Raw genomic sequence first — 26,582 nt, 5'->3', positions numbered from 1 at the left:
CGCCCCGCCCCGCCCGATCAGCGCAGCCCGTACGCCTGGAGCACCGTCTGCTCGACGGTGTTCCCGGCCCGGTCGGCGGCGCGCACCCGCAGCGACACCGTTCCGCGCCCCGCCGGCACGGTAGCGGTGTACCGGGTGCCCGACCCCGTGGTCGGCGCGTTGCGCCAGGTGACGCCCCCGTCGAAGGAGACCTGCATCCGGACGCCGGCACCCCTCGGCGCCGGCACCCCGGCCGGCTGCCGCAGGGTCAGCCCGAGCTGGTGCGGCCGGTTGCCGCGGACCGTGCCGCCCAGGTCGGCCGGCACCCGGTAGTCCACCTGGAGCAACGACAACGCCGTGGCGGCGTCGCCCGCCGGTCGGGCCGAGGTGAACTCCCAGGCCGTGTCGGTCCGGGTGCCGTAACGCCACTCGGCCGAGGACCGCTGGGTGCTCACGTCCAGCCGGTAGCGGGCGGCTTCGGCGGTCGTGGGCACCGACGCCCAGCCGTCGGAGAGGTCCGCGATCTGCTGCCCGTTGCGGCTGACCCGCGCCGTGACGGTGTCCGACTCCTCGCTCTCGCCGGCCACGCTGTAGTGCCCGTCGGCGTCGACGAACTCGGGCACCCGCAACTCCAGGATGTCGCCGGTGCGGGTGGGCGCCGGCGCCCCTCGGGCCGGGACGGCCGGGCGGAGCACCGGCGCGTGCCAGATCTCGGTCACCCGGTCGTCGGCGGCGTAGCGCCGGGGCTGCTGGGTCAGACCACCGGCCAGCTGCCCCCACTGCATGAACATCTGCTTGTGCAGCACCCGTTGCTGCCACCAGGAGTCTCCGGAGCTGACGAACTCCTGCCGGGTGGTGCCGTTGCGGACCATCCGCTGGTCGTCGTTCCAGGCGTACTCCTGCCACGGACGCCAGCCGAACCGCTCCTCGGTGGCCCAGCCCGCACCCAGGTCGCCGTAGCTCGCTGTCACCTCGGCGGTGTTCTCCGCGGTCACCGTGTGCACGACACGCTCCGGCACCCGGCCCTTCGACACCTGCCACACGTCGTACAGGTAGGGGCTGTCCACTGTCAGCGTCAGGTCCAGCGTCGCCCGACCCTTGCGCGCCGCCGCGATCAGCCGCTGCCCGTCGTCGTACGCGACCACCATCGACGGGATCGGCAGCCGCTCTCCGGTGGGCCGCCAGACCGTCCACGCGCTCTGGTCCTCCGGCCGGACGACCAGCACCGCGGCGGCGCCGGCCGCCGCGGCGGCGGCCACCTGTTCCTCCTCCGAGCGGTTCGGGTCGGCGCCGAGCAGCACGGCGGCGCCCCGCACCCGGGTCAGTTCGGCGGGGGCGCCGGTGCCGGCCCAGAGCAGCGGCAGCTTCCGCCGACCGGTCGGCGCCGGCGACGTGCCCAGCAGGTTGATGTCCGACGGACCGGACACCCCGCTGATCGTCGCGTCCACCATGGGCGCGACGAGCTGCCACCGCGAGGCGAACTCGAACTCGCCCTGGCGCACCTGGCGGGTCGGCGTGACGTTGACCCGCTCAACGGTGCTGTAGGCCATCACGCCGTGGTCGATCTGCCGGCCATTGCCCAGCACCCGGTGCACGTAGTAGCTGAGCGTGGCCCGCTGCTCGCTGGGCTTCGGCGTCTCGATCCGCACCGGCGTGCCCCTGCGCGCGTCGAGCACCACTGTCAGGTCCCGGTCGACTGTCACCTCCGGCTCGATCATCTGGGTCATCTGCTCGTCCAGGGGAACGCCGTGCGTCATCAGCGCGGTCAGCACGTACGTGCCCTCCTCGACGTCCAGGGTGCCCTCGCCACCCCACATGCCCCAGAAGTCCGACTCGGGCTGCTCACCGAAGACGGTCAACCCCGGCGAGAGGCCCGGCTGACCCTGCCGGTCCAGCAGCTTGATGGTGAGGTGGTGCACGGGACCGCTGACGGTGAGCCCGACCGCGGTGCGCACCGCGACGCCGTCCGCGCCTGTCGCCACCAGCCAGCCACTGTGCACACCCCGGTCGAGCTTCGCCGGGTCCGCCCGCAGCGCCACGGCGACGCTGCCGCCGGCCGGCACTGTCACCTCGGCGCCGCCGACCGCGACCCCGTCGGTCTCGGCCGCACGGGTGTCCAGGTTGCGCAGCTCCAGGGCCAACCGCAGGGTCTGCGGGGCCGTGCCGCCGTTGGTGTACGTCACGGTCCGCTCGACCGCCGCACCGCCGGTGGAGATCCGACCGAAGTCCGCGGTGGCCGAGGCGTACACCCGCTGGCCGAGCGCCCGCGCCACGTCGACCCGACCACCACCCTGCTCGAACACGGTCAGCGCCGGGTTCGCCTTCGTGGTGCTGACCAGCGCGTCCTTGAGCTTCCCGGCCGGCCAGTCCGGGTGTTCCTGGGCGAGGATCGCCGCCGCTCCGGCCACGTGCGGCGTGGCCATCGAGGTGCCGGACGCGGTCGTGTACGCGTCGTCCACCGGCGTACCCATGGCGGTGCCGGCGGCCCGGGCGGCGACGATCCCGACGCCCGGCGCGGTGATCTCGGGCTTAAGGCCGTTGTCGCCGAGACGCGGGCCCCGGCTGGAGAACTCCGCCAGGTTGTCGGCACGGTCCACCGCACCGACGGTGAGCGCCGCCGCGGCCGCGCCGGGCGCGCCGACGGTACGCGCGGCGCCCGAGTTGCCAGCGGCGACCACGAACAGCGCACCGGTCTCAGCGGTCAGGTCGTTCACCGCCTGGCTCATCGGGTCGGTGCCGTCGGTGGGGTCGCCGCCGAGGCTCATGCTGACCACCTTCGCGCCGGAGTGGGCCGCCCACTCCATGCCCGCGATGATGGACGAGCTGTAGCCGGAGCCACCGTCGTCGAGCACCTTGCCGACCAGCAACCGCGCGCCCGGGGCGACGCCCTTGCGCAACCCGTCGGACGCCGCCCCGCTGCCGGCGATGGTGGCGGCCACGTGGGTGCCGTGGCCGTGCCCGTCGCGGGCGCTGCCGCTGCCGGAGAAGTCCTGCGCCTCGGCGATCCGACCGGCCAGGTCGGGGTGGGTGGCGTCGACGCCGGTGTCGAGCACCGCCACCGTCACGCCGGCACCGTCGCGCCCGGCCGCCCAGGCCGTCGGGGCGCCGATCTGCGGCACGCTGTGCTCCAGCGCCGGGCGGACCTTCCCGTCCAACCAGATACGGGCGATGCCAGCGCCCAGCCGGGGCGCGGCGGCAGTCGTGGTCCGGCTGGCCGGCGTACCGGCGAGCGTGGTCCACAGGTTGCCGAGGGCCCCCTTGCCGACCCGCAGCGCCGCGCCGTTGATGCTCTCCAGCGGCCGGGCGTCGGTGGCACCGGCAAGCGGCTTGACCCGCCCGGCCGCCTGCTCCTGGTAGCGCACGATCAGTGGCAACGCGCCCTGCGCGGCGTCGCCGTATCCGTCGGCGGCCAACTCCTGCACGTCGAACAGGTTGGCGTCGAGGACCCCACTCGAAACGTAGGGCAGGGCGTCGCTGGGCAGCACCCGCAGCCGGCCGTCGACCTCCAGGGTCTGGAAGATGACGCGCTCGCGCCCGGGTCCCGGGCGGACAGTGGCGGCGACCCGGCCCGGCGCCGCGGGCGCGAGCTCGACCTGGTCGCCGGTGATCAGGGTGATGCGGACGGGTGCGTGCTGGGCGGGCGTGCCCGACGTCGGGCCGGTGGGCCGGGCGGGCGGGTCGGCGGACGCCGGTGCGGCGACGCCGACCACCAACGCGCCGACCGCGCCGACGGCGAGCCAGCGTGGGGACCAGTGCATGCGATGGGCTCCTCTACTCCTCCAGGCCGCCATCCGTAGATGAGGGCCGATCGGAGTCTGCGTCGGAGCGTGTCACCAGGTCACTAGTCGCCCGCCGCCGCAGCGGCGACATGTCGTCAGGTGGACAACTGACATCCACCGACCGTGTGCGCCACGGTCACCGGCGGCTGCCACGCCAACCGTGAACGGGGAGGCCGAACTTGGCCACCAGCCGGTCGGTGAACGGGCGGGGGCGCAGCCGCACGATGCGTACCGGCAGGGCGCCCCGACGCACCGTCACCCGCGCCCCGGGTGGCAGGTCGTAGACGCGCCGGCCGTCGCAGGAGAGCACGGCGAGGGTGGTGAACGGGTCGACGGTGATCACGAAGGTCGACGTCGGGGCCGTGACCAACGGGCGGCTGAACAACGCGTGCGCGCTGATCGGCACCAGCAGCAGCGCCTCCACCTCCGGCCAGACCACCGGGCCGCCACCGGAGAACGCGTACGCGGTGGAGCCGGTGGGGGTGGCACAGACGACACCGTCGCAGCCATAACGCGACAGCGGCCGGCCGTCCACGTCGACGAGCAGCTCGAGCATCTGGGCCCGCTCGCCCTTCTCGATGCTGATCTCGTTGAGCGCCCAGGACTCGATGGTCGGCCCACCGTCGAACTCGGCCGTGACGTCCAGGGTCAGCCGCTCGTCGACGGTGTAGTTGCGGCCGACGACGTCCCGGACGGCGGTGTCCAGATCGTCGATCTCCGCCTCCGCCAGGAAGCCCACCTTGCCGAGGTTGATGCCGAGCAGCGGCGCCTTCGCGGGCCGGGCCAGCTCGGCGGCGCGCAGGAAGGTGCCGTCCCCACCGAGCGCGAAGACGATCTCAGCGCCCTCGGCGGCCTGCGGGCCGGCGACCGGCACCACGCCGGGCAGGTCGAGGTCGTCGGCCTCGTCGGCGACCACGCGTACCTCGAAACCGGCGTCGATCAGGTCGGCGGCGACCGACCGGGCGTGTTCCGTGCTGCGCCGACGGCCGGTGTGGGTCACCAGCAGCGCGGTCCGGCTCATCGGGCCGCCCGCCCACGTCGGACCGGGCGGCGTCGCGCCACCGGCGCCGCCACCTCGGCACGGCCACGTGTCACCGTGCGGCCCGTTGCGACACCCTCACTGCGCGCGTTCACCCTGCGACCTCCTCCGCCGCCACGTCCGGCACTTCGCCGGCCGTCGTCGAGCCGTCCGGCCCGGCCGCCACCACGGCCCGCACCCGCTCCGGGTCGGCCGCTGGTGCGCCCCGGCGCAACCATACGAAGAACTCCACGTTGCCGCTCGGCCCGGGCAGCGGGCTGGCCGCCACGTCAGCCAGTCCGAGACCGAGCCGCCCGGCCGCCGCGGCCACGTCCAGCACCGCTTCGGCGCGCAGCTCCGGATCGCGGACCACACCGCCGGCGCCGACCCGGTCCTTGCCGACCTCGAACTGCGGCTTGACCATCAGCGCCAGGTCACCGTCGTCGCGCGTGCAGCCGGCCAACGCCGGCAGCACCAGTCGCAGCGAGATGAACGACAGGTCGGCCACCGTCAGGTCGACCTGACCGCCGATCGCGTCAGCATCGAGGGTACGGACATTCGTGCGCTCCAGGACGCGGACCCGCTCGTTGGTACGCAGCGGCCAGGCGAGCTGCCCGTAGCCGACGTCCACGGCCACCACCTCGGCCGCGTCGGCGCGCAGCAGCACGTCGGTGAACCCACCGGTCGACGCTCCCGCGTCCAGGCAACGCCGCCCGGCCACGTGCAGCCCACCGGGGGCGAACGCGGCCAGCGCGCCGGCAAGCTTGTGCCCGCCTCGGGAGACGTACTCCTCGGCCGGGTCCGCACCGGTCACCAGGAGCGGGTCGGCAGGGTCGACCATCGCGGCCGCCTTGCGGGCGACCACCCCCCGCAGTTGGACCCGGCCGGCCTCCACCAACGCGGCGGCCTGCTCACGGGAGCGGGCCAGACCGCGCCGGACGAGTTCGGCGTCCAGCCGGTTACGACGTGCCATGCGTGTGGTTCTCCGGTCTGCTCAGGCCTGGTCGTCCCGCTCAGGTCTGGTCGATGGTGGCGAGGGTTTCCCGCAGCGTCTCGTAGGCCGCCTCGTACTGGGCGATCTGGTCGGCGGGCGCGAGCGTCGCCGCGTTGGCGATGGCCCGCACGGCGGCGTCCACCGCCGGATGCCGTGTCTCGTCGTCCCCGAGATCCGGCGGCGGCGCGGGGCGGACACCCACCGGCGGACCGGGCCGGGCCGGGAACGACCCGCCAGCCGGCGGACCGGGCCGGGCCGGGAACGACCCACCGGGCGGCGGACCGGGCCGGGTCATTCGGCGTCGTCCGGCCGCTGCCTGCGAATCGCCGCCTTCTTGGCGGGCATCACGGCCGGCGTCGGGACGTCCTCGTCGGCCGTCGGGCTGATCGTCGCCGGCGGCTTCTTGGCGACAGCCTTCTTCGCCACGGCCTTCTTAGCGACGGCCTTCTTCGCCACCGGCGCGGAGACCGGGGCACCGGCCGAGGCGTCGGACGGCACGAGACCGGTGCCGGGCTGCGCGGCGACGGTGGGGTCGGGTTGTGGCGTGGGGCCGGCGGTCGCCGCGTCGGCCGGCTCGGTGGACCGCGCCTCCCGCAGCTGCCGCTCCAGGTCGTGCACCCGCCGGGTCAGCTCGGCCACCTCGTCGGCGGTGGCCAGACCGACCGCGCCGAGGGCCCGGTCGACCTCGAAGCGGACCAGCTTGGTCAGCGCCTCCCGGTTGGCGGCGCCGGTAGTGACCAGTTCCTCGCCGAGGGCCTGGAGTTGGGCGGCGGTCGCGCCGCCGGAGCCGACGAGGCGACGTGCCACGTCCTGGGCCTTCTTCCGGGGCGCCTCCGCAAGGCCCATGGCCAGCTCGAGGTAGGCGCGCCACGCGTCCTGCATGCCTGAGTCCTTCCACGGGGCGGGGTGTGCAGGTGTCACGCTACCGGGCACCCCCGACCGACCCGTGCGGTACGGTGCCGAGGACGGCGTGGCGATCAGCGAGGGGGAGATGTGGCCAGCGTGGACGAGTGCCGGCAGGCGTTGCAGGAGCTGGCCGCCCGGTTGGATCGCAACGCCGAGACGGTACGCGAACGGATCGACCTGGACCGGACGCTGGCCTGCCGCATCACCGACCTGGACACCGCGTTCCACGGCCGGATCACCGGCGGCCGACTGGTCGAGCTGACCGACGGCGACGACCCCAAGGCCAAGATCGCGCTGAGCACGTCCAGCGACGACCTACTCGCCCTGGTCCGTGGCGACCTGGACGTCACCAGCGCGGTGACCTCCCGCCGGGTGTCGATCAAGGCCAACCCGTTCGACCTGCTCAAGCTGCGCAAGCTGCTCTGACGACCGCCCGGCTCACGCCGCCGAGGTCAAACCGAAACTCTCCACCGCGTGGGCCGCGTCCGGGCCCACCGGGCGGATCTTCGGCAGCACCGGAACCGGCGCCGACCAGGCCACCGCGCAGAGCGCCGCGAGGGCGTCCAGCGGTCGACCGGCCCCGGCCAGCTCCAGCGTGCCGTCCCGGTCGGTCACGGACCAGCCGCCAGCGTCCGCCGGGCCCGGGACCCGCACGGCGGCAGCCGGGTCGAAGAGCCCCGCCAGGTCTTTCGCGACGTACGTGGGACGTCGCTGCGGCTCCGCGGCCAGCAGTTCCGGTACTCCGCTGACGCCGGTGAGCACGAGCAGGCTGTCCAGCCCGGCCCGGCGGGCGCCCTCGATGTCGGTGTCCAGCCGGTCACCCACCACCAGGCTGCGCCCACCGCCGCTGCGCTTGGCGGCGGTCTCGAACAGCGCGGGCTCCGGCTTGCCGACCACCACGTCGGGGTCCCGCTCCAGTGCCGTCCGCAGCACGGCGACCAGCGACCCGTTGCCGGGCAGCGGTCCCCGCCCACTGGGCAGGGTCCGATCGGTGTTGGTGGCGATCCAGATCGCACCCGCACGTACGGCTACCGACGCTTCGGCCAGCTCGGCCCAGCCGACCTGCGGGCCGTACCCCTGCACGACCGCCGCCGGCTTCTCATCGGCCTGGGTGACCGGGTTCAGCCCGACCGCGCGCAGCTCCGCGCGCAGCGCCTCCGCGCCGACCACCAGCACCGACGCGCCGGCGGGCAGCCGGTCGCGCAACACCTCGGCCGAGGCGGCGGCGGAGGTGAGGACCTCCTCCGGTCGGGCCGGCACGCCCATACCGGTCAGCAGGTCCGCGACCTCGCTGGACCGGCGGGACGCGTTGTTGGTGGCGTACGCCACCGCCCGTCCCTCGGCGTGCAGCCGGGCCACCGCGTCGACGGCGCCGGGGATCGGCCGGTCGATCAGGTAGATCACGCCGTCCAGGTCGAAGACGACCAGGGTGTACCCGTCGACCAGCCGTTCCCCCACGCCCGCGCTCACCGCTGCGTCGACCCCGACTCGTCATCCCGGGCCGGGACGGTCCCGTCGGCGTTCGCCGCGTCCCCGTCCGTCACGCCGCTGTCGCCAGTGGTGGCAGCGTCGGCGTTGCCGGTTCCGGTGGGGTGACGGTCCTCGTCCTCGTCGTCGAAGCCTTCGTCGTCAGCGGGAGGGCCGACAGCGTCGTCCTCCTCGTCGTCGTCGAAGTCCTCGTCGTCGTCGTCGTCGTCATCGTCGTCATCGTCGTCGTCATCGTCGTCATCGTCGTCATCGACATCGTCGTCGTCATCGACATCGTCGTCATCGACATCGTCGTCGTCGACATCGTCGACATCGTCGTCGTCGTTCGTGTCGCTGGCCAGGTCAGCGTCGGGTCGGGCAGGCACCGCGCCGGGAGCGCCCGGGCCAGCGGCGATCTCCTCGGCGGCCTCGTCCTCCTCGTCACCCTCGATGACGACGCCGTCGAGTTCGAGCAGCCGCTCGGCGGCGTCGGTCTCGCCCTCGGTGTCCACGTCGGCAGCGCGGGAGAACCATTCGCGGGCCTCCTCGCGCCGACCGACAGCGAGCAGCGCGTCGGCGTACGCGTACCGCAGCCGGGCCGTCCACGGCACGGTGGCCTCGTTGGTGAGGTCCGGGACCTGGAGCATCGCGACCGCCGCGTCCTTCTGCCCGAGGTCACCCCGCGCGCCAGCGGCGACGATCAGCAGTTCGATCGCCACGGCCTGGTCCAGCTTCTCCCGGTCCGCGCCACGGAACAGGTCAATGGCCCGCTCCGGCCGGCCGAGAGCCCGCTCGCAGTCCGCGAGCACGGCCAGGTGGCTCTGCAGTCCGCTCATCCGGTGGTACGTGCGCAGCTCGGCGATCGCCGACTGCCACTCCCCCGCGCGGTACGCGGCCAGGCCGACCGCCTCACGGACAGCGGAGATGCGCGACGCGAGCCGCCGGGCGGCAAGCGCGTGCGCCAACGCCTCGGCCGGGTCCTCGTCGATCAGCTGCCCAGTGGCGACCAGGTGCCGGGCCACCGTCTCGGCGACCGGCTTGTTCAGCGAGAGCAGCTCAGCGCGGACGTCCTTGTCGAGGTCAGTCGCGACAATGTCGTCCGGCAGCGCCGGGGCCGAGCTACGCCCGCCCTCGGACGACTCGGAGCCACCCGCGCGGTCATCGCGACGGAACTCCCCCTCGCGACGCGGCCGCTCGTCGGACCGGAAACCCCCGGTACGCTCTCCGCCCCGGTAGCCGCCCTCGCGGTCACCGCCACGGAAACCACCCTCACGCGGAGCGCCCGAGCGCGAACCGTCCCGGTCGCCGCCCCGGAAGCCGCCCTCACGGGGAGCGCTGGAACGCGAACCGTCCCGGTCGCCACCCCGGAAGCCGCCCTCACGGGGAGCGCTGGAACGCGAACCGTCCCGGTCGCCACCCCGGAAGCCACCCTCACGGGGAGCGCTGGAACGCGAACCGTCCCGATCGCCACCCCGGAAGCCACCCTCACGCGGCGGGCCGGAGCGAGTGCGGTCACCACCCTGGTAACCGCCCTCGCGGCGATCACCACCACGGAAACCACCGTCGCGGTCACCACCGCGGAAGCCACCCTCACGGGGGGCGCTGGAACGCGAGCCGTCGCGGTCGCCGCCCCGGAAACCACCCTCGCGGGGAGCGCTGGAACGCGAGCTGTCCCGGTCGCCGCCCCGGAAGCCACCTTCGCGGCGATCGCCGCCACGGAAACCACCGTCGCGGTCACCACCACGGAAGCCACCCTCACGCGGCGGGCCGGAGCGAGTGCGGTCACCACCCTGGTAACCGCCTTCGCGACGGTCACCACCACGGAAACCACCGTCGCGGTCACCACCGCGGAAACCGCCCTCACGGGGAGCGCTGGAACGCGAACCGTCCCGGTCGCCGCCCCGGAAACCGCCTTCGCGGCGATCGCCGCCACGGAAGCCACCGTCGCGGTCACCACCGCGGAAACCGCCCTCACGAGGCGCGCTGGAACGCGAGCCGTCCCGGTCGCCGCCACGGAAGCCACCCTCACGGTCGCCACCGCGGAAACCGCCTTCGCGGCGATCGCCGCCACGGAAACCACCGTCGCGGTCACCACCACGGAAGCCACCCTCACGGGGGGCGCTGGAACGCGAACCGTCCCGGTCGCCGCCCCGGAAGCCACCCTCGCGGGGAGCGCTGGAACGCGAGCCGTCCCGGTCGCCGCCACGGTAGCCACCCTCACGGGGTGCGCTGGAACGCGAACCGTCCCGGTCGCCGCCCCGGAAGCCACCTTCGCGGCGATCGCCGCCACGGAAACCACCGTCGCGGTCACCACCACGGAAGCCACCCTCACGCGGCGGGCCGGAGCGAGTGCGGTCACCACCCTGGTAACCGCCCTCACGACGGTCACCACCACGGAAACCACCCTCACGGGGAGCGCTGGAACGCGAACCGTCCCGATCGCCACCCCGGTAGCCACCCTCACGGGGCGCGCTGGAACGCGAACCGTCGCGGTCGCCGCCACGGAAACCACCCTCACGCGGTGCGCTGGAACGCGAACCGTCCCGGTCGCCGCCACGGAAGCCACCGTCGCGGTCGCCGCCCCGGTAGCCACCTTCGCGCGGTGCGCTGGAACGCGAACCGTCCCGGTCGCCGCCACGGTAGCCACCCTCGCGGGGAGCGCCGGACCGGAAACCGCCCTCACGCGGGGCACCCGAGCGGGACCCATCACGGTCGCCGCCACGGTAGCCGCCTTCGCGCGGAGCGCTGGACCGCGAACCGTCGCGGTCACCGCCACGGAAACCACCCTCGCGACGGTCGCCGCCGCGGTAGCCGCCCTCACGGGGGGCGCTGGAGCGCGAGCTGTCCCGGTCACCACCACGGGAGCCAGAGTCGCGGCCGCCGGCGTATCCGCCTCGGGCGCCGCCGCTGTCGCGGTCTCCCCGGTACGGGGGCCGGCCTTTGTCATCGCGGCGCGGGCCGCGGTCGTTTCCGCCCGCACCGTCAGTACGGTCTTCGTAACGACGGGGACGGTCTCCGCCCTGCGGTCCTGAACTCACAGGTACATCCTTCCTGATTGCGCCACCAATGGCGCTACGCAGTCGAGGGCCGACCCGGATGGGGCGGCCCTCGACTGGAAGATTGTCCGGCGGCGTCCTACTCTCCCACACCCTCACGAGTGCAGTACCATCGGCGCTGGAGGGCTTAGCTTCCGGGTTCGGAATGTAACCGGGCGTTTCCCCTCCGCCATGACCGCCGTAACTCTATGAACATATCAAACAACCCCGGCACACACTCACGGGTGTTCGCTTGTTCAGAGTTGCACAGTGGACGCGTAGCAGCTTAGTAGTCAAGTCCTCGGCCTATTAGTACCGGTCAACTGAACCCGTTACCGGGCTTACATTTCCGGCCTATCAACCCAGTCGTCTAGCTGGGGGCCTTACCCCACAAAGTGGGTGGGATACCTCATCTTGAAGCAGGCTTCCCGCTTAGATGCTTTCAGCGGTTATCCCTTCCGAACGTAGCTAACCAGCCGTGCCCTTGGCAGGACAACTGGCACACCAGAGGTTCGTCCGTCCCGGTCCTCTCGTACTAGGGACAGCCCTTCTCAAGTATCCTACGCGCACGGCGGATAGGGACCGAACTGTCTCACGACGTTCTAAACCCAGCTCGCGTACCGCTTTAATGGGCGAACAGCCCAACCCTTGGGACCTGCTACAGCCCCAGGATGCGACGAGCCGACATCGAGGTGCCAAACCATCCCGTCGATATGGACTCTTGGGGAAGATCAGCCTGTTATCCCCGGGGTACCTTTTATCCGTTGAGCGACACCGCTTCCACTCGCAAGTGCCGGATCACTAGTCCCGACTTTCGTCCCTGCTCGACCTGTCAGTCTCACAGTCAAGCTCCCTTGTGTACTTGCACTCAACACCTGATTGCCAACCAGGCTGAGGGAACCTTTGGGCGCCTCCGTTACCTTTTAGGAGGCAACCGCCCCAGTTAAACTACCCACCAGACACTGTCCCTGAACCGGATAACGGTCCGAAGTTAGATACCCAAATCAACCAGAGTGGTATTTCAAGATTGCCTCCACCCATACTGGCGTATGGACTTCACCGGCTCCCACCTATCCTACACAAGCTAATTCGAGTACCAATGTCAAGCTATAGTAAAGGTCCCGGGGTCTTTCCGTCCTGCCGCGCGTAACGAGCATCTTTACTCGTACTGCAATTTCGCCGGGCCTGTGGTTGAGACAGTGGGGAAGTCGTTACGCCATTCGTGCAGGTCGGAACTTACCCGACAAGGAATTTCGCTACCTTAGGATGGTTATAGTTACCACCGCCGTTTACTGGCGCTTAAGTTCTCCGCTTCGCCCCGAAGAGCTAACAGGTCCCCTTAACGTTCCAGCACCGGGCAGGCGTCAGTCCATATACATCGAATTACTTCTTCGCATGGACCTGTGTTTTTAGTAAACAGTCGCTTCCCCCTGCTCTCTGCGGCCATACAACGCTCCACCCGCGCGGGGCTTCACGTCTCCGGCCCCCCTTCTCCCTAAGTTACGGGGGCAATTTGCCGAGTTCCTTAACCACAGTTCGCCCGATCGCCTCGGTATTCTCTACCTGACCACCTGTGTCGGTTTGGGGTACGGGCCGCTAAGAACTCGCTAGAGGCTTTTCTCGGCAGCATAGGATCACTGACTTCACCTGAATCGGCTCGGCATCACGTCTCAGCCTTCATGTGTTGCGGATTTGCCTACAACACGGCCTACACGCTTACCCCGGCACAACCACCGGCCGGGCTCAGCTACCTTCCTGCGTCACCCCATCGCTTGACTACTACCCATCAGGTTCCCACGCTCCCTCAGCTCAGTCCGAAGACCTCACCAAGTTCGGGTGGTTAGCACAACGAGGTTCATCAGGGACGCTCTTTCGCGGGTACGGGAATATCAACCCGTTGTCCATCGACTACGCCTCTCGGCCTCGCCTTAGGTCCCGACTCACCCAGGGCGGATTAGCCTGGCCCTGGAACCCTTGGTCATCCGGCGGAAGGGTTTCTCACCCTTCTTTCGCTACTCATGCCTGCATTCTCACTCGTGCCGCGTCCACAACTGGGTCACCCCGCTGCTTCACTCGCGGCACGACGCTCCCCTACCCATCCACACACCTGCACAAGGAATCAAGTCCAAGCGAGGATAAAATGTGAATGCCACAGCTTCGGCGGTGTGCTTGAGCCCCGCTACATTGTCGGCGCGGAACCACTTGACCAGTGAGCTATTACGCACTCTTTAAAGGGTGGCTGCTTCTAAGCCAACCTCCTGGTTGTCTATGCGACCCCACATCCTTTTCCACTTAGCACACGCTTAGGGGCCTTAGCTGGTGATCTGGGCTGTTTCCCTCTCGACTACGAAGCTTATCCCCCGCAGTCTCACTGCCGCGCTCTCACTTACCGGCATTCGGAGTTTGGCTGATTTCGGTAAGCTTGTGGGCCCCCTAGACCATCCAGTGCTCTACCTCCGGCAAGAAACACGCGACGCTGCACCTAAATGCATTTCGGGGAGAACCAGCTATCACGGAGTTTGATTGGCCTTTCACCCCTAACCACAGGTCATCCCCCAATTTTTCAACATTGGTGGGTTCGGCCCTCCACGCGGTCTTACCCGCGCTTCAGCCTGCCCATGGCTAGATCACTCCGCTTCGGGTCTAGGACACGCGACTGAATCGCCCTATTCAGACTCGCTTTCGCTACGGCTCCCCCACACGGGTTAACCTCGCCACATGCCACTAACTCGCAGGCTCATTCTTCAAAAGGCACGCCGTCACCCCGCAAGGCTCCGACGGATTGTAGGCGAACGGTTTCAGGTACTATTTCACTCCCCTCCCGGGGTACTTTTCACCATTCCCTCACGGTACTTGTCCGCTATCGGTCACCAGGAAGTATTTAGGCTTACCAGGTGGTCCTGGCAGATTCACGGCAGATTTCAGGGGTCCGCCGCTACTCGGGAACACCCACAGAAGGTCAGCAACTTTCACCTACCGGACTCTCACCGTCTACGGTCAGCCATTCCAGACTGTTCGACTAGCCACTGACTTTGTAACTTCTCGAACAAGTGTCAGCTTGTTCAGCAGGGTCCCACAACCCCGACCACGCAACCCCTGACAGGTATCACACGCAGCCGGTTTAGCCTCGATCCGCTTTCGCTCGCCACTACTCACGGAATCACTAAATTGTTTTCTCTTCCTACGGGTACTGAGATGTTTCACTTCCCCGCGTTCCCTCCACACACCCTATGTGTTCAGGTGTGGGTGACACCACATGACTGGTGCCAGGTTTCCCCATTCGGACACCCTGGGATCACAGCTTGGTTGACAGCTCCCCCAGGCCTATCGCGGCCTCCCACGTCCTTCATCGGCTCCTGGTGCCAAGGCATTCACCGTTCGCCCTTGACAACTTGACCACAAAGATGCTCGCGTCCACTGTGCAATTCTCAACAAACGACCAACCCACAACCCGATCCGCCCCACACCAAACCCAGCCCCTCTCAGGACCAACGGTATGTGGGGCCAGGCCATGCCTGGCAGACTTCCAGCCCCCACACAGGAGGCCGGCGCGTCTCTGAAACAACAACCAGAGGTTGTTCCTTCAGGACCCAACAGGGTGCTCACATTCTCCCCCAGCCGCACCAGAAGCCACCGTTCCCACCACCGAAGTAGCTGTACTAGGCGCCGCCGGCCGTTGCCAGGGCAAAACTTGCCAGTGTCTCCGCCATCTGAGCACCCCGACCCAACATTCGTGGGCCGCGGGCTCCTTGCACCCTTTCGGGTGAAGGTGCTCCTTAGAAAGGAGGTGATCCAGCCGCACCTTCCGGTACGGCTACCTTGTTACGACTTCGTCCCAATCGCCAGCCCCACCTTCGACGGCTCCCTCCACAAGGGTTGGGCCACCGGCTTCGGGTGTTGCCGACTTTCGTGACGTGACGGGCGGTGTGTACAAGGCCCGGGAACGTATTCACCGCAGCGTTGCTGATCTGCGATTACTAGCGACTCCGACTTCACGGGGTCGAGTTGCAGACCCCGATCCGAACTGAGACCGGCTTTTTGGGATTCGCTCCACCTCGCGGTATCGCAGCCCATTGTACCGGCCATTGTAGCATGCGTGAAGCCCTGGACATAAGGGGCATGATGACTTGACGTCATCCCCACCTTCCTCCGAGTTGACCCCGGCAGTCTTCGATGAGTCCCCGCCATAACGCGCTGGCAACATCGAACGAGGGTTGCGCTCGTTGCGGGACTTAACCCAACATCTCACGACACGAGCTGACGACAGCCATGCACCACCTGTGACCGCCCCCGAAGGACCTCACATCTCTGTGAGTTTTGCGGCCATGTCAAACCCAGGTAAGGTTCTTCGCGTTGCATCGAATTAATCCGCATGCTCCGCCGCTTGTGCGGGCCCCCGTCAATTCCTTTGAGTTTTAGCCTTGCGGCCGTACTCCCCAGGCGGGGCGCTTAATGCGTTAGCTGCGGCACAGGGAACCGGAGAGGCCCCCCACACCTAGCGCCCAACGTTTACAGCGTGGACTACCAGGGTATCTAATCCTGTTCGCTCCCCACGCTTTCGCTCCTCAGCGTCAGTATCGGCCCAGAGACCCGCCTTCGCCACCGGTGTTCCTCCTGATATCTGCGCATTTCACCGCTACACCAGGAATTCCAGTCTCCCCTACCGAACTCTAGCCTGCCCGTATCGACCGCAGGCTTGGGGTTGAGCCCCAAGTTTTCACGGTCGACGCGACAAGCCGCCTACGAGCTCTTTACGCCCAATAAATCCGGACAACGCTCGCACCCTACGTCTTACCGCGGCTGCTGGCACGTAGTTGGCCGGTGCTTCTTCTGCAGGTACCGTCACTCTCGCTTCGTCCCTGCTGAAAGAGGTTTACAACCCGAAGGCCGTCATCCCTCACGCGGCGTCGCTGCATCAGGCTTCCGCCCATTGTGCAATATTCCCCACTGCTGCCTCCCGTAGGAGTCTGGGCCGTGTCTCAGTCCCAGTGTGGCCGGTCGCCCTCTCAGGCCGGCTACCCGTCGTCGCCTTGGTAGGCCATCACCCCACCAACAAGCTGATAGGCCGCGAGCCCATCCCAAGCCGAAAAACTTTCCACCACCAGCCATGCGGCCAGAAGTAATATTCGGTATTAGCCCCCGTTTCCGAGGGTTATCCCAAAGCTTGGGGCAGGTTGCTCACGTGTTACTCACCCGTTCGCCGCTCGAGTACCCCGAAGGGCCTTTCCGCTCGACTTGCATGTGTTAAGCACGCCGCCAGCGTTCGTCCTGAGCCAGGATCAAACTCTCCAACAAAAAATTAGTTGAACAGCATCCTGACAACAAACAAATGTTGCCAAAGGAATCCCAACCAGCCAGCAAAAACTGACCAGTCCGGGGTATAAATCATAATTGGCACTGGCTTTACAAGCACCCTGTTGAGTTCTCAAAGAACAACCACACACCGACCAGAAGCCCCACCACGTGGAACCCCAACCGGGGTATTTCCCGCTCTACATCCCCGGCGCTTTCAGCGCCAGGCACTTTTACTACGTTACCCGCTCGTTTCCGCCGTGTCAAACCGATATTTCGCGGTTCGTCATGCTTCAACCCGATAACGCGGGCACCATGTCGCAACCGGCTTGCGCCGCTCTCGTCATGGATTCGGCAGGCCGGCCGTCGCGATTTCTCGCGACCCGCCCGGTGCCCTGCCGGTTCGTAACCATACCCGGTCGGTTTCGCGGCGCCAAATCCGCCTCGCGGCGTTTCTGGCGGCACCTCCCGGTTGGGGCTCCGGTGGGCGTGCCCACCCGACCCCCAGGCCGTTGGCCGGCGCTCCGGCCGCTTCAGGCTTTCGCCTGTTTCGTCCGTTCCGCGCTGGCAGAGAGAAAGTTACGCGTCCGGCGGGATGATCGTCAAATCCGCCGGACGCGTCCCCCGTCACATCGTCGACAGGTGGCTATTCACCCAGCTCAACGCCCGCGAACGAACGCTTCCCCCGGCGCAGCACCAGGTATCGCCCGTGCAGCAGGTCGGCCGGAGACACCGTGGCGTCCACAGCGGTCACCCGGTTGTTGTTGACGTAGGCCCCGCCTTCGGCGATCACCCGCCGGGCCTCCTTGAGGCCACTCACCAGACCGGAGTCCCGCAGCAGACCCGCCACATCCGGCAATTCGCCGGTGAGGCGTACGAGACCCGCCTCGGTCAGGGCCGCGCGCAGAGTCTCCGGCGCCAGCTCGTCCAACGATCCGCGGCCGAAGAGCGCCTGACTGGCGGCGATCGCCTGTCGGGTCTCGTCGGCGCCGTGCACCAGGGTGGTCAGTTCCTCGGCGAGCGCCCGCTGCGCCAGGCGCGCCGCCGGTCGTTCGGCGGTGGCCTTGGCCAGCTCTTCCAGCTCGTCGCGGGTGCGGAAGCTGAAGTACCGCAGGTAGCGGTCGACCTCCTGGTCCTCGACGTTGAGCCAGAACTGGTAGAAGGCGTACGGGCTGGTCATCGTGGGGTCGAGCCAGACGGCACCGCCCTCGGTCTTGCCGAACTTCGTGCCGTCGGACTTGGTGACGAGCGGCGTGGTGAACGCCTGCACCGGCCCGGCGCCCCGTCGGCGGACGTAGTCGACGCCGGCGGTGATGTTGCCCCACTGATCGGAGCCGCCGAACTGGAGCTGACAGCCGTGCCGGCGGTGCAGCTCGAAGAAGTCGTTGGCCTGCAAGAGCTGGTAGCTGAACTCGGTGAAGCTGATGCCGGTCTCCAGGCGGGCGCGCACCACCTCCCGCGCGAGCATCTTGTTCACCGGGAAGTGCTTGCCCACGTCGCGCAGGAACTCGACGATCGACATCTCGCCGGTCCACTCCAGGTTGTTGACCAGCTGCGCCGCGGTGTCGCCGGAGTACGACACGAACGGCGCCAGCTGGTCACGGATGCGCTCGACCCATCCGGCGATCACGTCGGGCGGGTTGAGGGTCCGCTCGGCGCTCTCCTTCGGGTCACCGATCTGCCCGGTCGCCCCGCCGACCAGCAGCAACGGGCGGTGGCCGGCGAGTTGCAGCCGGCGGGCCATGGTGACCTGCATGAGCGAGCCGACGTGCAGGCTCGCCGCGGTGGGGTCGAAGCCCACGTAGTACGTGGCGGACTTCCCACCGTCGAGCAGCTCGCGCAGCTCGTCGAGGCCGGTCGAGTCCTGTATCAGGCCACGCCAGAGCAGGTCGTCGGTCAGGGAGTCCCGCCCGGGCGGCGGAGAGTTGCTGTCGGTCACGGTCACCGATTCTCCCCCATCGCCGGCACCAACCCGTACCGGGTTTGTCGCAACCCGCCCCGGCTAGGCTTGCGCCCGTTGATCGAGGAGGGCTTTGCCATGGAGATTCCGGATCTGACGGGCGGTTTCGTCGCCCTGCTCGGCCTCAAGTTCGAGGAGGCCAGCGCCGACCGGGTGGTCATCAGCTGGCGGGTCCGCCCGGAGCTGCACCAGCCGTCCGGCATCCAGCACGGCGGGGTGTACTGCTCGGTCGTGGAGACCGCGGCCAGCGTGGGTGGCTCCCTCTGGCTGGCCGACCGGGGCACCGTGGTCGGGGTGTCGAACCAGACCGATTTCCTGCGGGCCGTCCGGGACGGCGAGCTGACCGCTGTCGGCACGCCGGTGCACCGGGGCCGCAGCCAGCAGCTCTGGCAGGTGGAGATCACCGACGCCAACGAGCGGCTGGTCGCCCGTGGTCAGGTCCGGCTGCAGAACCTCACGCCCGCCTGAGCGACGGCATTCGCCAGACCGGTCAGCTGCGGGCCTCGTCCAACATCGGCTCCGCGGCCTGGTCGGTGTCGGTGTCGCCGTCGCCGTCGGCTTCATCGGGTACGCGGCTGAGCCGTACCTCGGTGATCGCCCGGTGGTCGATGCCGGCCACCACCAGCACCCAACCGTCGAGCGTGACGTCCTCCCCGGCGACGGTCGGGATGTGCCCGAGTCGGGTCAGCACCAGCCCGGCGACTGTGGTGTAGTCACCGGCCGGGCGCGACGGCAGCTCGACGCCGATGTCCGGCAGGTCGTGCACCGGGAAGGTGCCGGGCAGCAGCAGCGCACCGTCGGGGTCGCGCCGCACCGAGCGCACATCCCGGTCGGTCTCGTCGTAGATCTCGCCGACGATCTCCTCGAGGATGTCCTCCAGCGTCACGATGCCGTCGACGGCGCCGCGCTCGTCCACGACGAGCGCGATGTGCTGACGCTCGGCCTTGAACTGGCGCAGCGCGTCCACGACCGGTAGCGAGTCGGGCAGCAGCATCGGCGGTCGGGCGATCTCGTCTACCGGGCGGTCGTCGGGTACTCCCACCAGGTCGCGCAGGTGGATCACTCCGGCCGTGTCGTCCAGGCCGCCGTGGCGCACGACCGGAGCCCGGGAGTGCCCGGTGGCGGCCAGCACGAGCCGCGCGGCCTCCGCGGTGGTCCCGCTGTCGAGCGTGAAGACCTGCAACCGGGGTACGAGGACAGCCCGCAACCGCCGGTCGGCGATCTCCACGGCACCCGCGATGATGGTGCGCTGTTCCTTGGTGAAGCCGTGGTTGCCGGCGACGATGTCGCGCAGCTCGTCCGGGCCGATCTCCTCCGGCTGGTGTTTGGGGTTGAGCCCGACCAGGCGGACCACGATGTCGCTGGTGGCGCCGAGCGCCCAGACGGCCGGCCGGGTGAGGCTGGCGAGCAGGTCGAGCGGACGGGCCACCAGCAGCGCCCACCGCTCGGCGGACTGCATGGCGATCCGCTTGGGCGCCAGCTCACCGAAGACCAGGGTGACGAAGGTCAGCGCGAGGGTGACCGCCACGATCGCCACCGTCTCGGCGCCGCCGCCGAACATGCCGAGCAGCGGCACCAGGGGTTTGGCCAGCGAGACCGCCGCGGCGGCGGAGGCCAGGAAGCCGGCGAGGGTGATGCCGATCTGGATGGTGGCCAGGAAGCGGTTCGGGTCCTTGGCGAGCCGGGCCAGCACCCGCCCGGCCCGACTGGTGCGCTCCAGCCGCTGGATCTGGCTGTCTCGCAGCGACACCAACGCCATCTCGCTGCCCGCGAAGAGCGCGTTGATCACGACCAGGACTCCGACCAGGGCCAGTTGGCTCCCGTAGCTCTGCACGCCCGGTTCGCTCCCTCGTGGTGGTGGCACCGGCCGCTACGCGCGGCACCCGCCGGTCGGCGAGCCCGCCCGGCGTAGGCGTGTCTTTGCCCCGTCCGGTGCCGGCCGAATCCTGCCCCGGCGAGGCTACGCCGAATCGGACGAGGTGAGGCTACGCCGGGTGGGGCGACGGTGACGCAACGCCGGCCGGGGCGTCGGTGACGCAACGCCGGCTGGAGCGACGGTGAGTTAGGCCGACTGGGGCGTCGGTGACGCCGGTAGGTCGAGGACGTACGAGTCACCCTCTGGGCGGAAGCCGAGCCGGTGGTAGTACGGGGCCACCATCCGGGGCGGGCTGACCACCCGGTGGAAGCCCCTTTCGGTGAACAGGTGGCTGCGCCGGTAGACGAACTCGCCCGGGGTGAAGTCGCGGAACTTCGGGGTCACGTAGTCCAGGTCGATCTGGGCGACGCCGGGCGCCTCGGCGTGCGACAGGACCACGCCGACCACCTCGTCGGCCGTGACCACGAGGAACGCCGAGCGCCCCGACGCGTCCGGGTCCCAGTGGAAGCCGGGGTTGAACCGGGCGATGTCGGCGGCGTGCACCCGCAGCGTGTGCGCGAGGAACTGGTCGCCGACGCCGACCTCCACCACCTGGTAGGTCTTCTCGTCGTGCCGGGTGGCGAGCATGCCGCGCAGGTACCAGATGTTGATCACCGCGAGCACGACGTTGAGCCCGACGCCGGGCCAGACCTCGATCGCGGCGTTGTAGCCGATCAGCACGAAGCAGCCGATGAGGTTGAGCGCCCGCAACCGCAGGATGCGCGACTGCAGCAGCGACCAGACCAGCACCGCGGAGCCGGCCCAGCCGACGAGATCCAACCAGTTCACGCCGCGAGACTAGTGCCCGCCCAGGTCAGGGCCGTCGGCGGGCAGCTCCAGCAGCCACTCCTCGACGTCTTCGCCGCGGCCGTTGGCGTACCCCGAGTCTTCGCCGACCACCACGAAGCCGCACTTGCGGAGCACCGCGAGGGAGGCGGTGTTGTCCTTGGCGGCGCGGGCGTGCACCGGCCTGGGCAGCTCGCGCAGCAGGGCGGCCAGGGCCGCCGTGGCGTGGCCCCGACCCCAGCGCGCCCTGTCGATCCAGTAGCTGACCTCGGTCTGCCCCTCGGCCGGCCAGGCGCTCACGTAGCCGACCACCTCGCCGTCGACCTCGGCGGTGCGGACCAGGTTCGCCGGGTTGGTGAGCACCCGGGCCCAGTGTGCGGCGAACTCCCGCCGGTCGGTCGGGTCCTTGGGGCCGAAAGCTGCCATCCGGTTGGCCTCCGGGTCCTGCTGGTGCAGGAAGAACTCGACGAGGTCGTCCTCACGGACCGGACGCAGCAGCAGATCGGAGGTCATCGGCCGAGGGTACGCAACGGCTGTGACGCGAGGCGGCGGCGCGGAGTCAGCCGGCGACGGCTACGACCGCCAGCACGGCGGCGCCCACGGAGCTCGCCACCGACAGCAGTCGACGCCACGGCACCCGCGCGTCGACCACCGGCAGGGCGCGCCACCGGGTCGCCGCCAGGGCCACCCCCGCCGCCGACAGGCCGGCGCCGAGCGGCCACAGCCAGGCCGGCACCATCGACCAGTCCCCCATCCGGTGCCCCAGCCCGAGATAGGCGAACGCCCAGACCGCCGCCGCCAGCAGCGTCACCTGGTCCAGTTGGCGACGGCGGGCGGTGCCGAGCAGGGAGAGGCCGCCGAGGAAGGTGAGGACAACCGCGAGGCCGGCGCCGATCCACGGCAGCACCATCGACGTCGCCGAGTCGGCCTCCTTCGGCGGCACCCCGAGCAGCCGCAGCCCGATCGGCTCGACGCCCTTGTCGGTGTTGCCGAGCACCACCACCGCCCGGCCAGTTGCCCGCTCGAGGCCGACGTAGGACCGGAACCCGCCGGTGGCGCCGTTGTGCCAGACCACCTCGCGATCGCCGTGCCGGGTGGTGAACCAGCCGTACCCGATGTGGGTGTCGTCGTCCTCGCGGAAGCGCGCGGTGGCGGCGTCGGCACCTGGTGCGGTGCCGGCGAGGGTCGCGGCGAGCAGCCGGCCGAGGTCCTCGGCCGTGGACCAGGGGCCGGCGCCGGCCGGCGCGTAACCGGCTCCTGCCCACGGATCGAGCGGTCGGCCGCCCGCCCGGCTGCCCTGGGCGCGATCGGCCGGCAGGTCGTCGTCGCGGGTGGCGACGACGGTGGCCGTCATGCCGAGCGGCCGTAGCAGCCGGTCGTGCAGCAGCTCGGTGTACGCGACGCCGGCCTTCGCGGCGAGCGCGTGGCCGAGCACCGACGGCCCGAGGTTGGAGTAGTGGACCTCGCCGCGCTCGTCGTCGTCGGTGCGGACCCGGTCGGTGGCGCTGTGGATGGCGTCGACGCCCTGCCAGGCGTAGGGGTTTCCGCCGGAGACGTTGGACCAGAGGATGCGCGCCCACCCCAGCGGGGAGCCGGGGGCGAGCCGGGGCAGGCCGGCGCGGTGGCTGGCGAGTTCGGCGAGTGTGACGTCGCGGGCGGGGCCGGTGACCTCGGGCCAGGTGGCGCCGAGGCGGTCGTCGGGGCCGACGACGCCGGCGGCGACCTGGTCGGCGAGGAGCATGCCGGTGAGCGCCTTGGTGACCGAGCCGATCTCGAACGGGGTGCCGGGTTCCACGGGTCGAGCGTCGAGGTCTCGGTCACCCAGTCCGGCGGTGCGGATCCGGCCGTTCTCGACCAGGGCGACGGCGAGCCCGCGGTGCCCCGACGGGTCGGGCGTGGCCGAGCGGGCGGCAGCGGCCAGGTCGTGATCGCCGGTGGTCTGGGGGCCGAGTCGGGGCACCCGGGGCATCAACGCCACCCCGACCAGGCCGGCGATCAGCGCGACGAGGAGGACGGTGACGGTCGTCCGGCGCATTGTGGTTCCTTCGTGTGGTGATCGGATGGGTGGCCGAGCCCGCGTCTGGTCAGCGGCCGGCGGCGGTGAGGATGGCCAGCAGCGGCACCACGCGTTCGGCGGGGACCTCGTACCGGCCTCGGCCGGCGCTGCGCAGCCAACCGGCGGCGGTGATCTGGCGCAGGTGGTGGTGCAGTTGGCCGGTGGTGCCCAACTCCTCGATCTCGGCCAGCTCGCTGGTGCTCTGCCGGCCGCCGAGGATCTCGCGCAGTAGCCGCAGCCGCACCGGGTGGGCCAACGCGGAGAGGGTGCCGGGCAGCTCCTCCCAGTCGGCGGCGAGCAGGTCGTCGACGGTGCGGCCGTACTGCCAGTCGTAGTGCTGGCCGGCGAGGCGGACGGTGCCGGTGTAGAGCACCGCGCCCGACCCGTCGGATGGCAGGCGCTGCTTGAGGCCGTCGAGCGCCCAGAAGGTGCCCTCGGGCGCGGGTGGTGGTGGCGGCGCGGCGGCGAGCCGTTCGCTCAACGCGGCAACCTGTGCCTCCAGCGCGGCGAGTCGATCTTCCACGGTGTTCATGCGACGATACTACGAACATACGTAGTTACGTGCAAGTGCGAATCGACCCACCGCCGAGACCGGCGCGTCCGGCCCTTCCGGCACGCTCAGCGGGTCGACAATGACCTGACCGACCCAGGGAGCGCCGATGAACCGACCTGTCGTGGTGGGCGTGGACGGATCGCCGTCCAGCCTTGTCGCCGCCGAACACGCGGCGCGGGCCGCCGTGCTCCGGTCCCGCCCGCTGCTCCTGGTGCACGGCTACCTGCATCCGTCCGGCTACGGCGTGCCGCTCAACCCGTACGACCTCGGGGTGCCGGCGCCCTCCGAGGAGGCGCAGCAGATGTTGGAGCGCACGGCGGCCGAGCTGACCGGCCGGTGGCCGGGCCTCGCCGTCGAGGTGCGTCAGGTCCTCGGGGGCCCGGGGGCCACCATGATCGAGGAGTCCCGCCGGGCGGAACTGGTCGTGGTGGGCAGCCGTGGCCTGGGCGGGTTCACCGGGCTGCTGCTCGGCTCGGTCGGCGCGCAGGTCGCCGCGCACGCCCACTGCCCGGTGCTGGTGGTCCGCCCGGACGAGCAGCCGATCCCGGTGGACGGCCCGGTGCTGGTCGGCGTGGACGGGTCCGAGTCGTCACGGCTCGCCGTGGGCGTGGGCGCCGACGAGGCGGCGCTGCGGGACGTGCCGCTGGTGCTGGCGCACGTCGGCCCTCCGGACGGGGACCGGACCGTGCCGGAGGAGATCGAGGAGTCGCAGGCCGCGTACCAGGCGGAGGCGGTGCGGCTCCTGGCCGACGCCTCCGCCGTGGTGCGCGCCGAACACCCTGACCTGGTGGTGCGGGAGCATCCGGTGCGGGCGGCCGGCGCGGCCCAGGGGCTCATCGAGGCCAGCGGCACGGCGTCGCTGCTGGTCGTGGGCACCCGGGGCCGGGCCGGGTTCACCGGGCTGCTGCTCGGGTCGGTCAGTCAGGCGGCGATCCAGCACGCGCACTGCCCGGTGCTGGTCGCCCACCCGGTCAGCTGACCGGTGCGCCGCCGTCGCCTCGCCCGAGCATCTGCAGGAAGTCGGTGGTGAGGGCGAACGGGTCGGCCGGCCCGGTGGCCGGTGGCCGGCGCTCGATCTGGTCGGCCAACTCTCCGGCGGCGCGCCGGATCCGCGCGCGCAACGCGCCATCGGCGGTGCCGTCGGACCAGTCCTCCGGGGCGGCGAAGACCGCGGTCGGGACGACCACCGACCGAAGGTAGGCGAACATCGGGCGGACGGCGTGCTCCAGAGCCAGCGAATGCCGGGCGGTGCCGCCGGTCGCGCCGATCAGCACCGGCCGGTCGACCAGCGACTCGGAATCCAGCACGTCGAAGAAGGACTTGAACAGCCCGTTGTACGAGGCGCTGAAGATCGGGGTGACGGCGATGAGCCCGTCCGCCCCGGTCACCGTGTCGATGACCTCGCGCAGCGCCGCCGGCGCGAACCCGGTGAGCATGTTGTTCACCACGTCGTGGGCGTACTCGCGCAGGTCGACGACGTGCAGCTCCACGTCGGAGCCGCGCCGGACCAACTCGTCGCGGGTGGCCGCGGCGAGCTGGTCGGCGAGCAGCCGGGTCGACGAGGGCTGACTCAGCCCCGCCGAGACCACGGCCAGGGTGCGGCGGGTCATCGGGTCGCCCCCTCCGGCGCCTTGCCCGTCACGTCGTCGACGGCGTGCACGGTGCTGTCCTTCGCACCGCCCGCGGCGGCGACCAGCGAGGCGTGCGTCGGCGCCGCCGGCACGTGCGCCGGACGCAGCGCCGCGAACTCCTTGCGCAGCACCGGCACGACCTCCTCGCCGAGCAGGTCGAGCTGCTCCAGGACGGTCTTCAGCGGCAGGCCGGCGTGGTCCATCAGGAACAGCTGCCGCTGGTAGTCACCGACGTAATCCCGGAAGCCGAGCGTGCGGTCGATGACCTGCTGCGGGCTACCCACTGTCAGCGGGGTCTCCCGAGTGAACTCCTCCAGCGACGGCCCGTGCCCGTAGACCGGGGCGTTGTCGAAGTAGGGCCGGAACTCCCGAACCGCGTCCTGCGAGTTGCGCCGCATGAACACCTGCCCACCGAGGCCGACGATGGCCTGGTCGGCGGAGCCGTGGCCGTAGTGCGCGTACCGCTGGCGGTAGAGCGCGATCATCCGCTGGGTGTGCTCCTTGGGCCAGAAGATGTGGTTGGCGAAGAAGCCGTCACCGTAGTACGCGGCCTGCTCGGCGATCTCCGGGCTGCGGATCGAGCCGTGCCAGACGAACGGGGGCACCCCGTCGAGCGGGCGCGGCGTCGAGGTGAACGACTGCAGCGGGGTGCGGTACTTGCCCTTCCAGTCGACCACGTCCTCGCGCCACAGCCGGTGCAGCAGGTCGTAGTTCTCGACGGCCAGGGGGATGCCGGCGCGGATGTCCTTGCCGAACCACGGGTAGACCGGGCCGGTGTTGCCGCGACCCATCATCAGGTCCACCCGGCCGTCGGAGAGGTGCTGGAGCATCGCGTAGTCCTCGGCGATCTTCACCGGGTCGTTGGTGGTGATCAGCGTGGTCGCGGTGGACAGCAGCAGCCGCTCGGTACGCGCCGCGATGTAGCCGAGCATGGTGGTCGGTGACGACGGCACGAACGGCGGGTTGTGGTGCTCGCCGGTGGCGAAGACGTCCAGGCCGACCTCCTCGGCCTTCAACGCGATCGCGACCATCGCCTTGATCCGCTCATGCTCGGCCGGCTCCCGCCCGGTGGTCGGATCGACGGTGACGTCACCGACGGTGAAGATTCCGAACTGCATGACCAGCTCCTCGCGTGTCAACCGGGTGCCGTCGTGGTACCCGGACGCAGCTCTCAACTTATTTGACGACGCAACTATTCCGGCGGCGGGACG

At 70.0% G+C, this 26,582-nt stretch carries 19 protein-coding genes and 3 rRNA genes; 4 read left to right on the top strand and 18 right to left on the bottom strand.

Annotation, left to right across the window (positions count from 1 at the left end; all coding sequences use genetic code 11):
* Window positions 1-17: 17 nt before the first annotated feature.
* From OHB44_RS13390 to OHB44_RS13370, 5 genes are all read right to left on the bottom strand, one after another.
* Window positions 18-3,737: a S8 family serine peptidase gene (locus tag OHB44_RS13390; protein WP_330440887.1), complete on the bottom strand. Its 3,720-nt coding sequence runs from the start codon at window positions 3,735-3,737 to the stop codon at window positions 18-20.
* Between the two features lie 157 nt (window positions 3,738-3,894).
* Complete coding sequence (locus OHB44_RS13385) at window positions 3,895-4,779, bottom strand: NAD kinase (protein WP_091407282.1); 885 nt, start codon at window positions 4,777-4,779, stop codon at window positions 3,895-3,897.
* Window positions 4,780-4,888: 109 nt separating this feature from the next.
* A complete protein-coding gene (locus OHB44_RS13380; protein ID WP_330440886.1) occupies window positions 4,889-5,749 on the bottom strand; it encodes a TlyA family RNA methyltransferase in 861 nt (286 codons plus the stop codon).
* Window positions 5,750-5,789: 40 nt separating this feature from the next.
* Window positions 5,790-6,065: a hypothetical protein gene (locus OHB44_RS13375; protein WP_238687128.1), complete on the bottom strand. Its 276-nt coding sequence runs from the start codon at window positions 6,063-6,065 to the stop codon at window positions 5,790-5,792.
* Window positions 6,062-6,652, bottom strand: coding sequence for a phasin family protein (locus OHB44_RS13370; RefSeq protein ID WP_238687129.1), 591 nt, complete (start codon window positions 6,650-6,652; stop codon window positions 6,062-6,064). Before OHB44_RS13370 ends, OHB44_RS13375 begins: the two co-directional genes overlap by 4 nt.
* 111 nt (window positions 6,653-6,763) lie before the next feature.
* On the opposite strand from OHB44_RS13370, the gene OHB44_RS13365 reads away from it, so the two are divergent.
* Complete coding sequence (locus OHB44_RS13365; protein WP_088947517.1) at window positions 6,764-7,102, top strand: SCP2 sterol-binding domain-containing protein; 339 nt, start codon at window positions 6,764-6,766, stop codon at window positions 7,100-7,102.
* A 12-nt stretch (window positions 7,103-7,114) separates the two neighbouring features.
* On the opposite strand, the gene OHB44_RS13360 is transcribed toward OHB44_RS13365, so the two are convergent.
* Together OHB44_RS13360 and OHB44_RS13355 are read right to left on the bottom strand one after the other, a co-directional pair.
* Window positions 7,115-8,146 (bottom strand): HAD-IIA family hydrolase, encoded by a 1,032-nt coding sequence (locus OHB44_RS13360; RefSeq protein ID WP_330440885.1) that lies wholly within the window; start codon window positions 8,144-8,146, stop codon window positions 7,115-7,117.
* Window positions 8,143-9,165, bottom strand: coding sequence for a tetratricopeptide repeat protein (locus tag OHB44_RS13355; RefSeq protein ID WP_330440884.1), 1,023 nt, complete (start codon window positions 9,163-9,165; stop codon window positions 8,143-8,145). The genes OHB44_RS13360 and OHB44_RS13355 overlap by 4 nt, the downstream gene beginning before the upstream one ends.
* On the opposite strand from OHB44_RS13355, the gene OHB44_RS13350 reads away from it, so the two are divergent.
* On the top strand, window positions 9,154-11,175 hold the full coding sequence (locus OHB44_RS13350) for a hypothetical protein (protein WP_330440883.1): 2,022 nt from the start codon (window positions 9,154-9,156) through the stop codon (window positions 11,173-11,175). The genes OHB44_RS13355 and OHB44_RS13350 overlap by 12 nt on opposite strands.
* A 90-nt stretch (window positions 11,176-11,265) precedes the next feature.
* Here the strand turns inward: OHB44_RS13350 and rrf are convergent.
* From rrf to tyrS, 4 genes are all read right to left on the bottom strand, one after another.
* Window positions 11,266-11,382: ribosomal RNA gene (gene rrf / locus OHB44_RS13345) — 5S ribosomal RNA — on the bottom strand.
* A gap of 85 nt (window positions 11,383-11,467) precedes the next feature.
* Window positions 11,468-14,576, bottom strand: a 23S ribosomal RNA gene (locus OHB44_RS13340).
* A gap of 382 nt (window positions 14,577-14,958) precedes the next feature.
* Window positions 14,959-16,473: ribosomal RNA gene (locus OHB44_RS13335) — 16S ribosomal RNA — on the bottom strand.
* The 16S, 23S and 5S rRNA genes sit together here, the layout of an rRNA operon.
* A gap of 643 nt (window positions 16,474-17,116) precedes the next feature.
* The gene (tyrS, locus tag OHB44_RS13330; RefSeq protein WP_330441227.1) at window positions 17,117-18,409 is read right to left on the bottom strand and encodes a tyrosine--tRNA ligase; all 1,293 of its coding nucleotides are present in this window, start codon (window positions 18,407-18,409) and stop codon (window positions 17,117-17,119) included.
* Window positions 18,410-18,508: 99 nt separating this feature from the next.
* Between tyrS and OHB44_RS13325 the strand changes: the two genes are divergently transcribed.
* Window positions 18,509-18,898 (top strand): PaaI family thioesterase, encoded by a 390-nt coding sequence (locus tag OHB44_RS13325; RefSeq protein WP_330440882.1) that lies wholly within the window; start codon window positions 18,509-18,511, stop codon window positions 18,896-18,898.
* 22 nt (window positions 18,899-18,920) lie between these two features.
* On the opposite strand, the gene OHB44_RS13320 is transcribed toward OHB44_RS13325, so the two are convergent.
* The 5 genes from OHB44_RS13320 to OHB44_RS13300 form a co-directional block, all read right to left on the bottom strand.
* Complete coding sequence (locus OHB44_RS13320) at window positions 18,921-20,264, bottom strand: hemolysin family protein (RefSeq protein WP_238686743.1); 1,344 nt, start codon at window positions 20,262-20,264, stop codon at window positions 18,921-18,923.
* A gap of 228 nt (window positions 20,265-20,492) precedes the next feature.
* Window positions 20,493-21,134 (bottom strand): YgjV family protein, encoded by a 642-nt coding sequence (locus OHB44_RS13315; protein ID WP_238686744.1) that lies wholly within the window; start codon window positions 21,132-21,134, stop codon window positions 20,493-20,495.
* A 9-nt stretch (window positions 21,135-21,143) separates the two neighbouring features.
* Window positions 21,144-21,644 carry a GNAT family N-acetyltransferase gene (locus OHB44_RS13310; RefSeq protein WP_238686745.1) on the bottom strand — a complete coding sequence of 167 codons (501 nt, stop codon included), beginning with the start codon at window positions 21,642-21,644 and terminating at the stop codon, window positions 21,144-21,146.
* Between the two features lie 46 nt (window positions 21,645-21,690).
* The gene (locus OHB44_RS13305) at window positions 21,691-23,166 is read right to left on the bottom strand and encodes a serine hydrolase domain-containing protein (RefSeq protein WP_330440881.1); all 1,476 of its coding nucleotides are present in this window, start codon (window positions 23,164-23,166) and stop codon (window positions 21,691-21,693) included.
* Window positions 23,167-23,215: 49 nt separating this feature from the next.
* A complete protein-coding gene (locus OHB44_RS13300) occupies window positions 23,216-23,719 on the bottom strand; it encodes an ArsR/SmtB family transcription factor (protein WP_238686747.1) in 504 nt (167 codons plus the stop codon).
* A gap of 127 nt (window positions 23,720-23,846) precedes the next feature.
* On the opposite strand from OHB44_RS13300, the gene OHB44_RS13295 reads away from it, so the two are divergent.
* On the top strand, window positions 23,847-24,719 hold the full coding sequence (locus tag OHB44_RS13295; RefSeq protein ID WP_238686748.1) for a universal stress protein: 873 nt from the start codon (window positions 23,847-23,849) through the stop codon (window positions 24,717-24,719).
* On the opposite strand, the gene OHB44_RS13290 is transcribed toward OHB44_RS13295, so the two are convergent.
* Window positions 24,712-25,350 carry an FMN reductase gene (locus OHB44_RS13290; RefSeq protein WP_238686749.1) on the bottom strand — a complete coding sequence of 213 codons (639 nt, stop codon included), beginning with the start codon at window positions 25,348-25,350 and terminating at the stop codon, window positions 24,712-24,714. The two genes, OHB44_RS13295 and OHB44_RS13290, sit on opposite strands and share 8 nt — an antisense overlap.
* On the bottom strand, window positions 25,347-26,489 hold the full coding sequence (locus tag OHB44_RS13285) for an LLM class flavin-dependent oxidoreductase (protein WP_330440880.1): 1,143 nt from the start codon (window positions 26,487-26,489) through the stop codon (window positions 25,347-25,349). The genes OHB44_RS13290 and OHB44_RS13285 overlap by 4 nt, the downstream gene beginning before the upstream one ends.
* Window positions 26,490-26,582 lie beyond the last annotated feature (93 nt).

It is taken from the genome of Micromonospora sp. NBC_00821 (assembly GCF_036347035.1).
GTDB classification, from domain to species: Bacteria; Actinomycetota; Actinomycetes; order Mycobacteriales; family Micromonosporaceae; genus Micromonospora; species Micromonospora hortensis.
The sequence above is the reverse complement of the archived record's forward strand: the minus strand, read 5'-3'. Positions and strand labels throughout refer to the sequence as shown.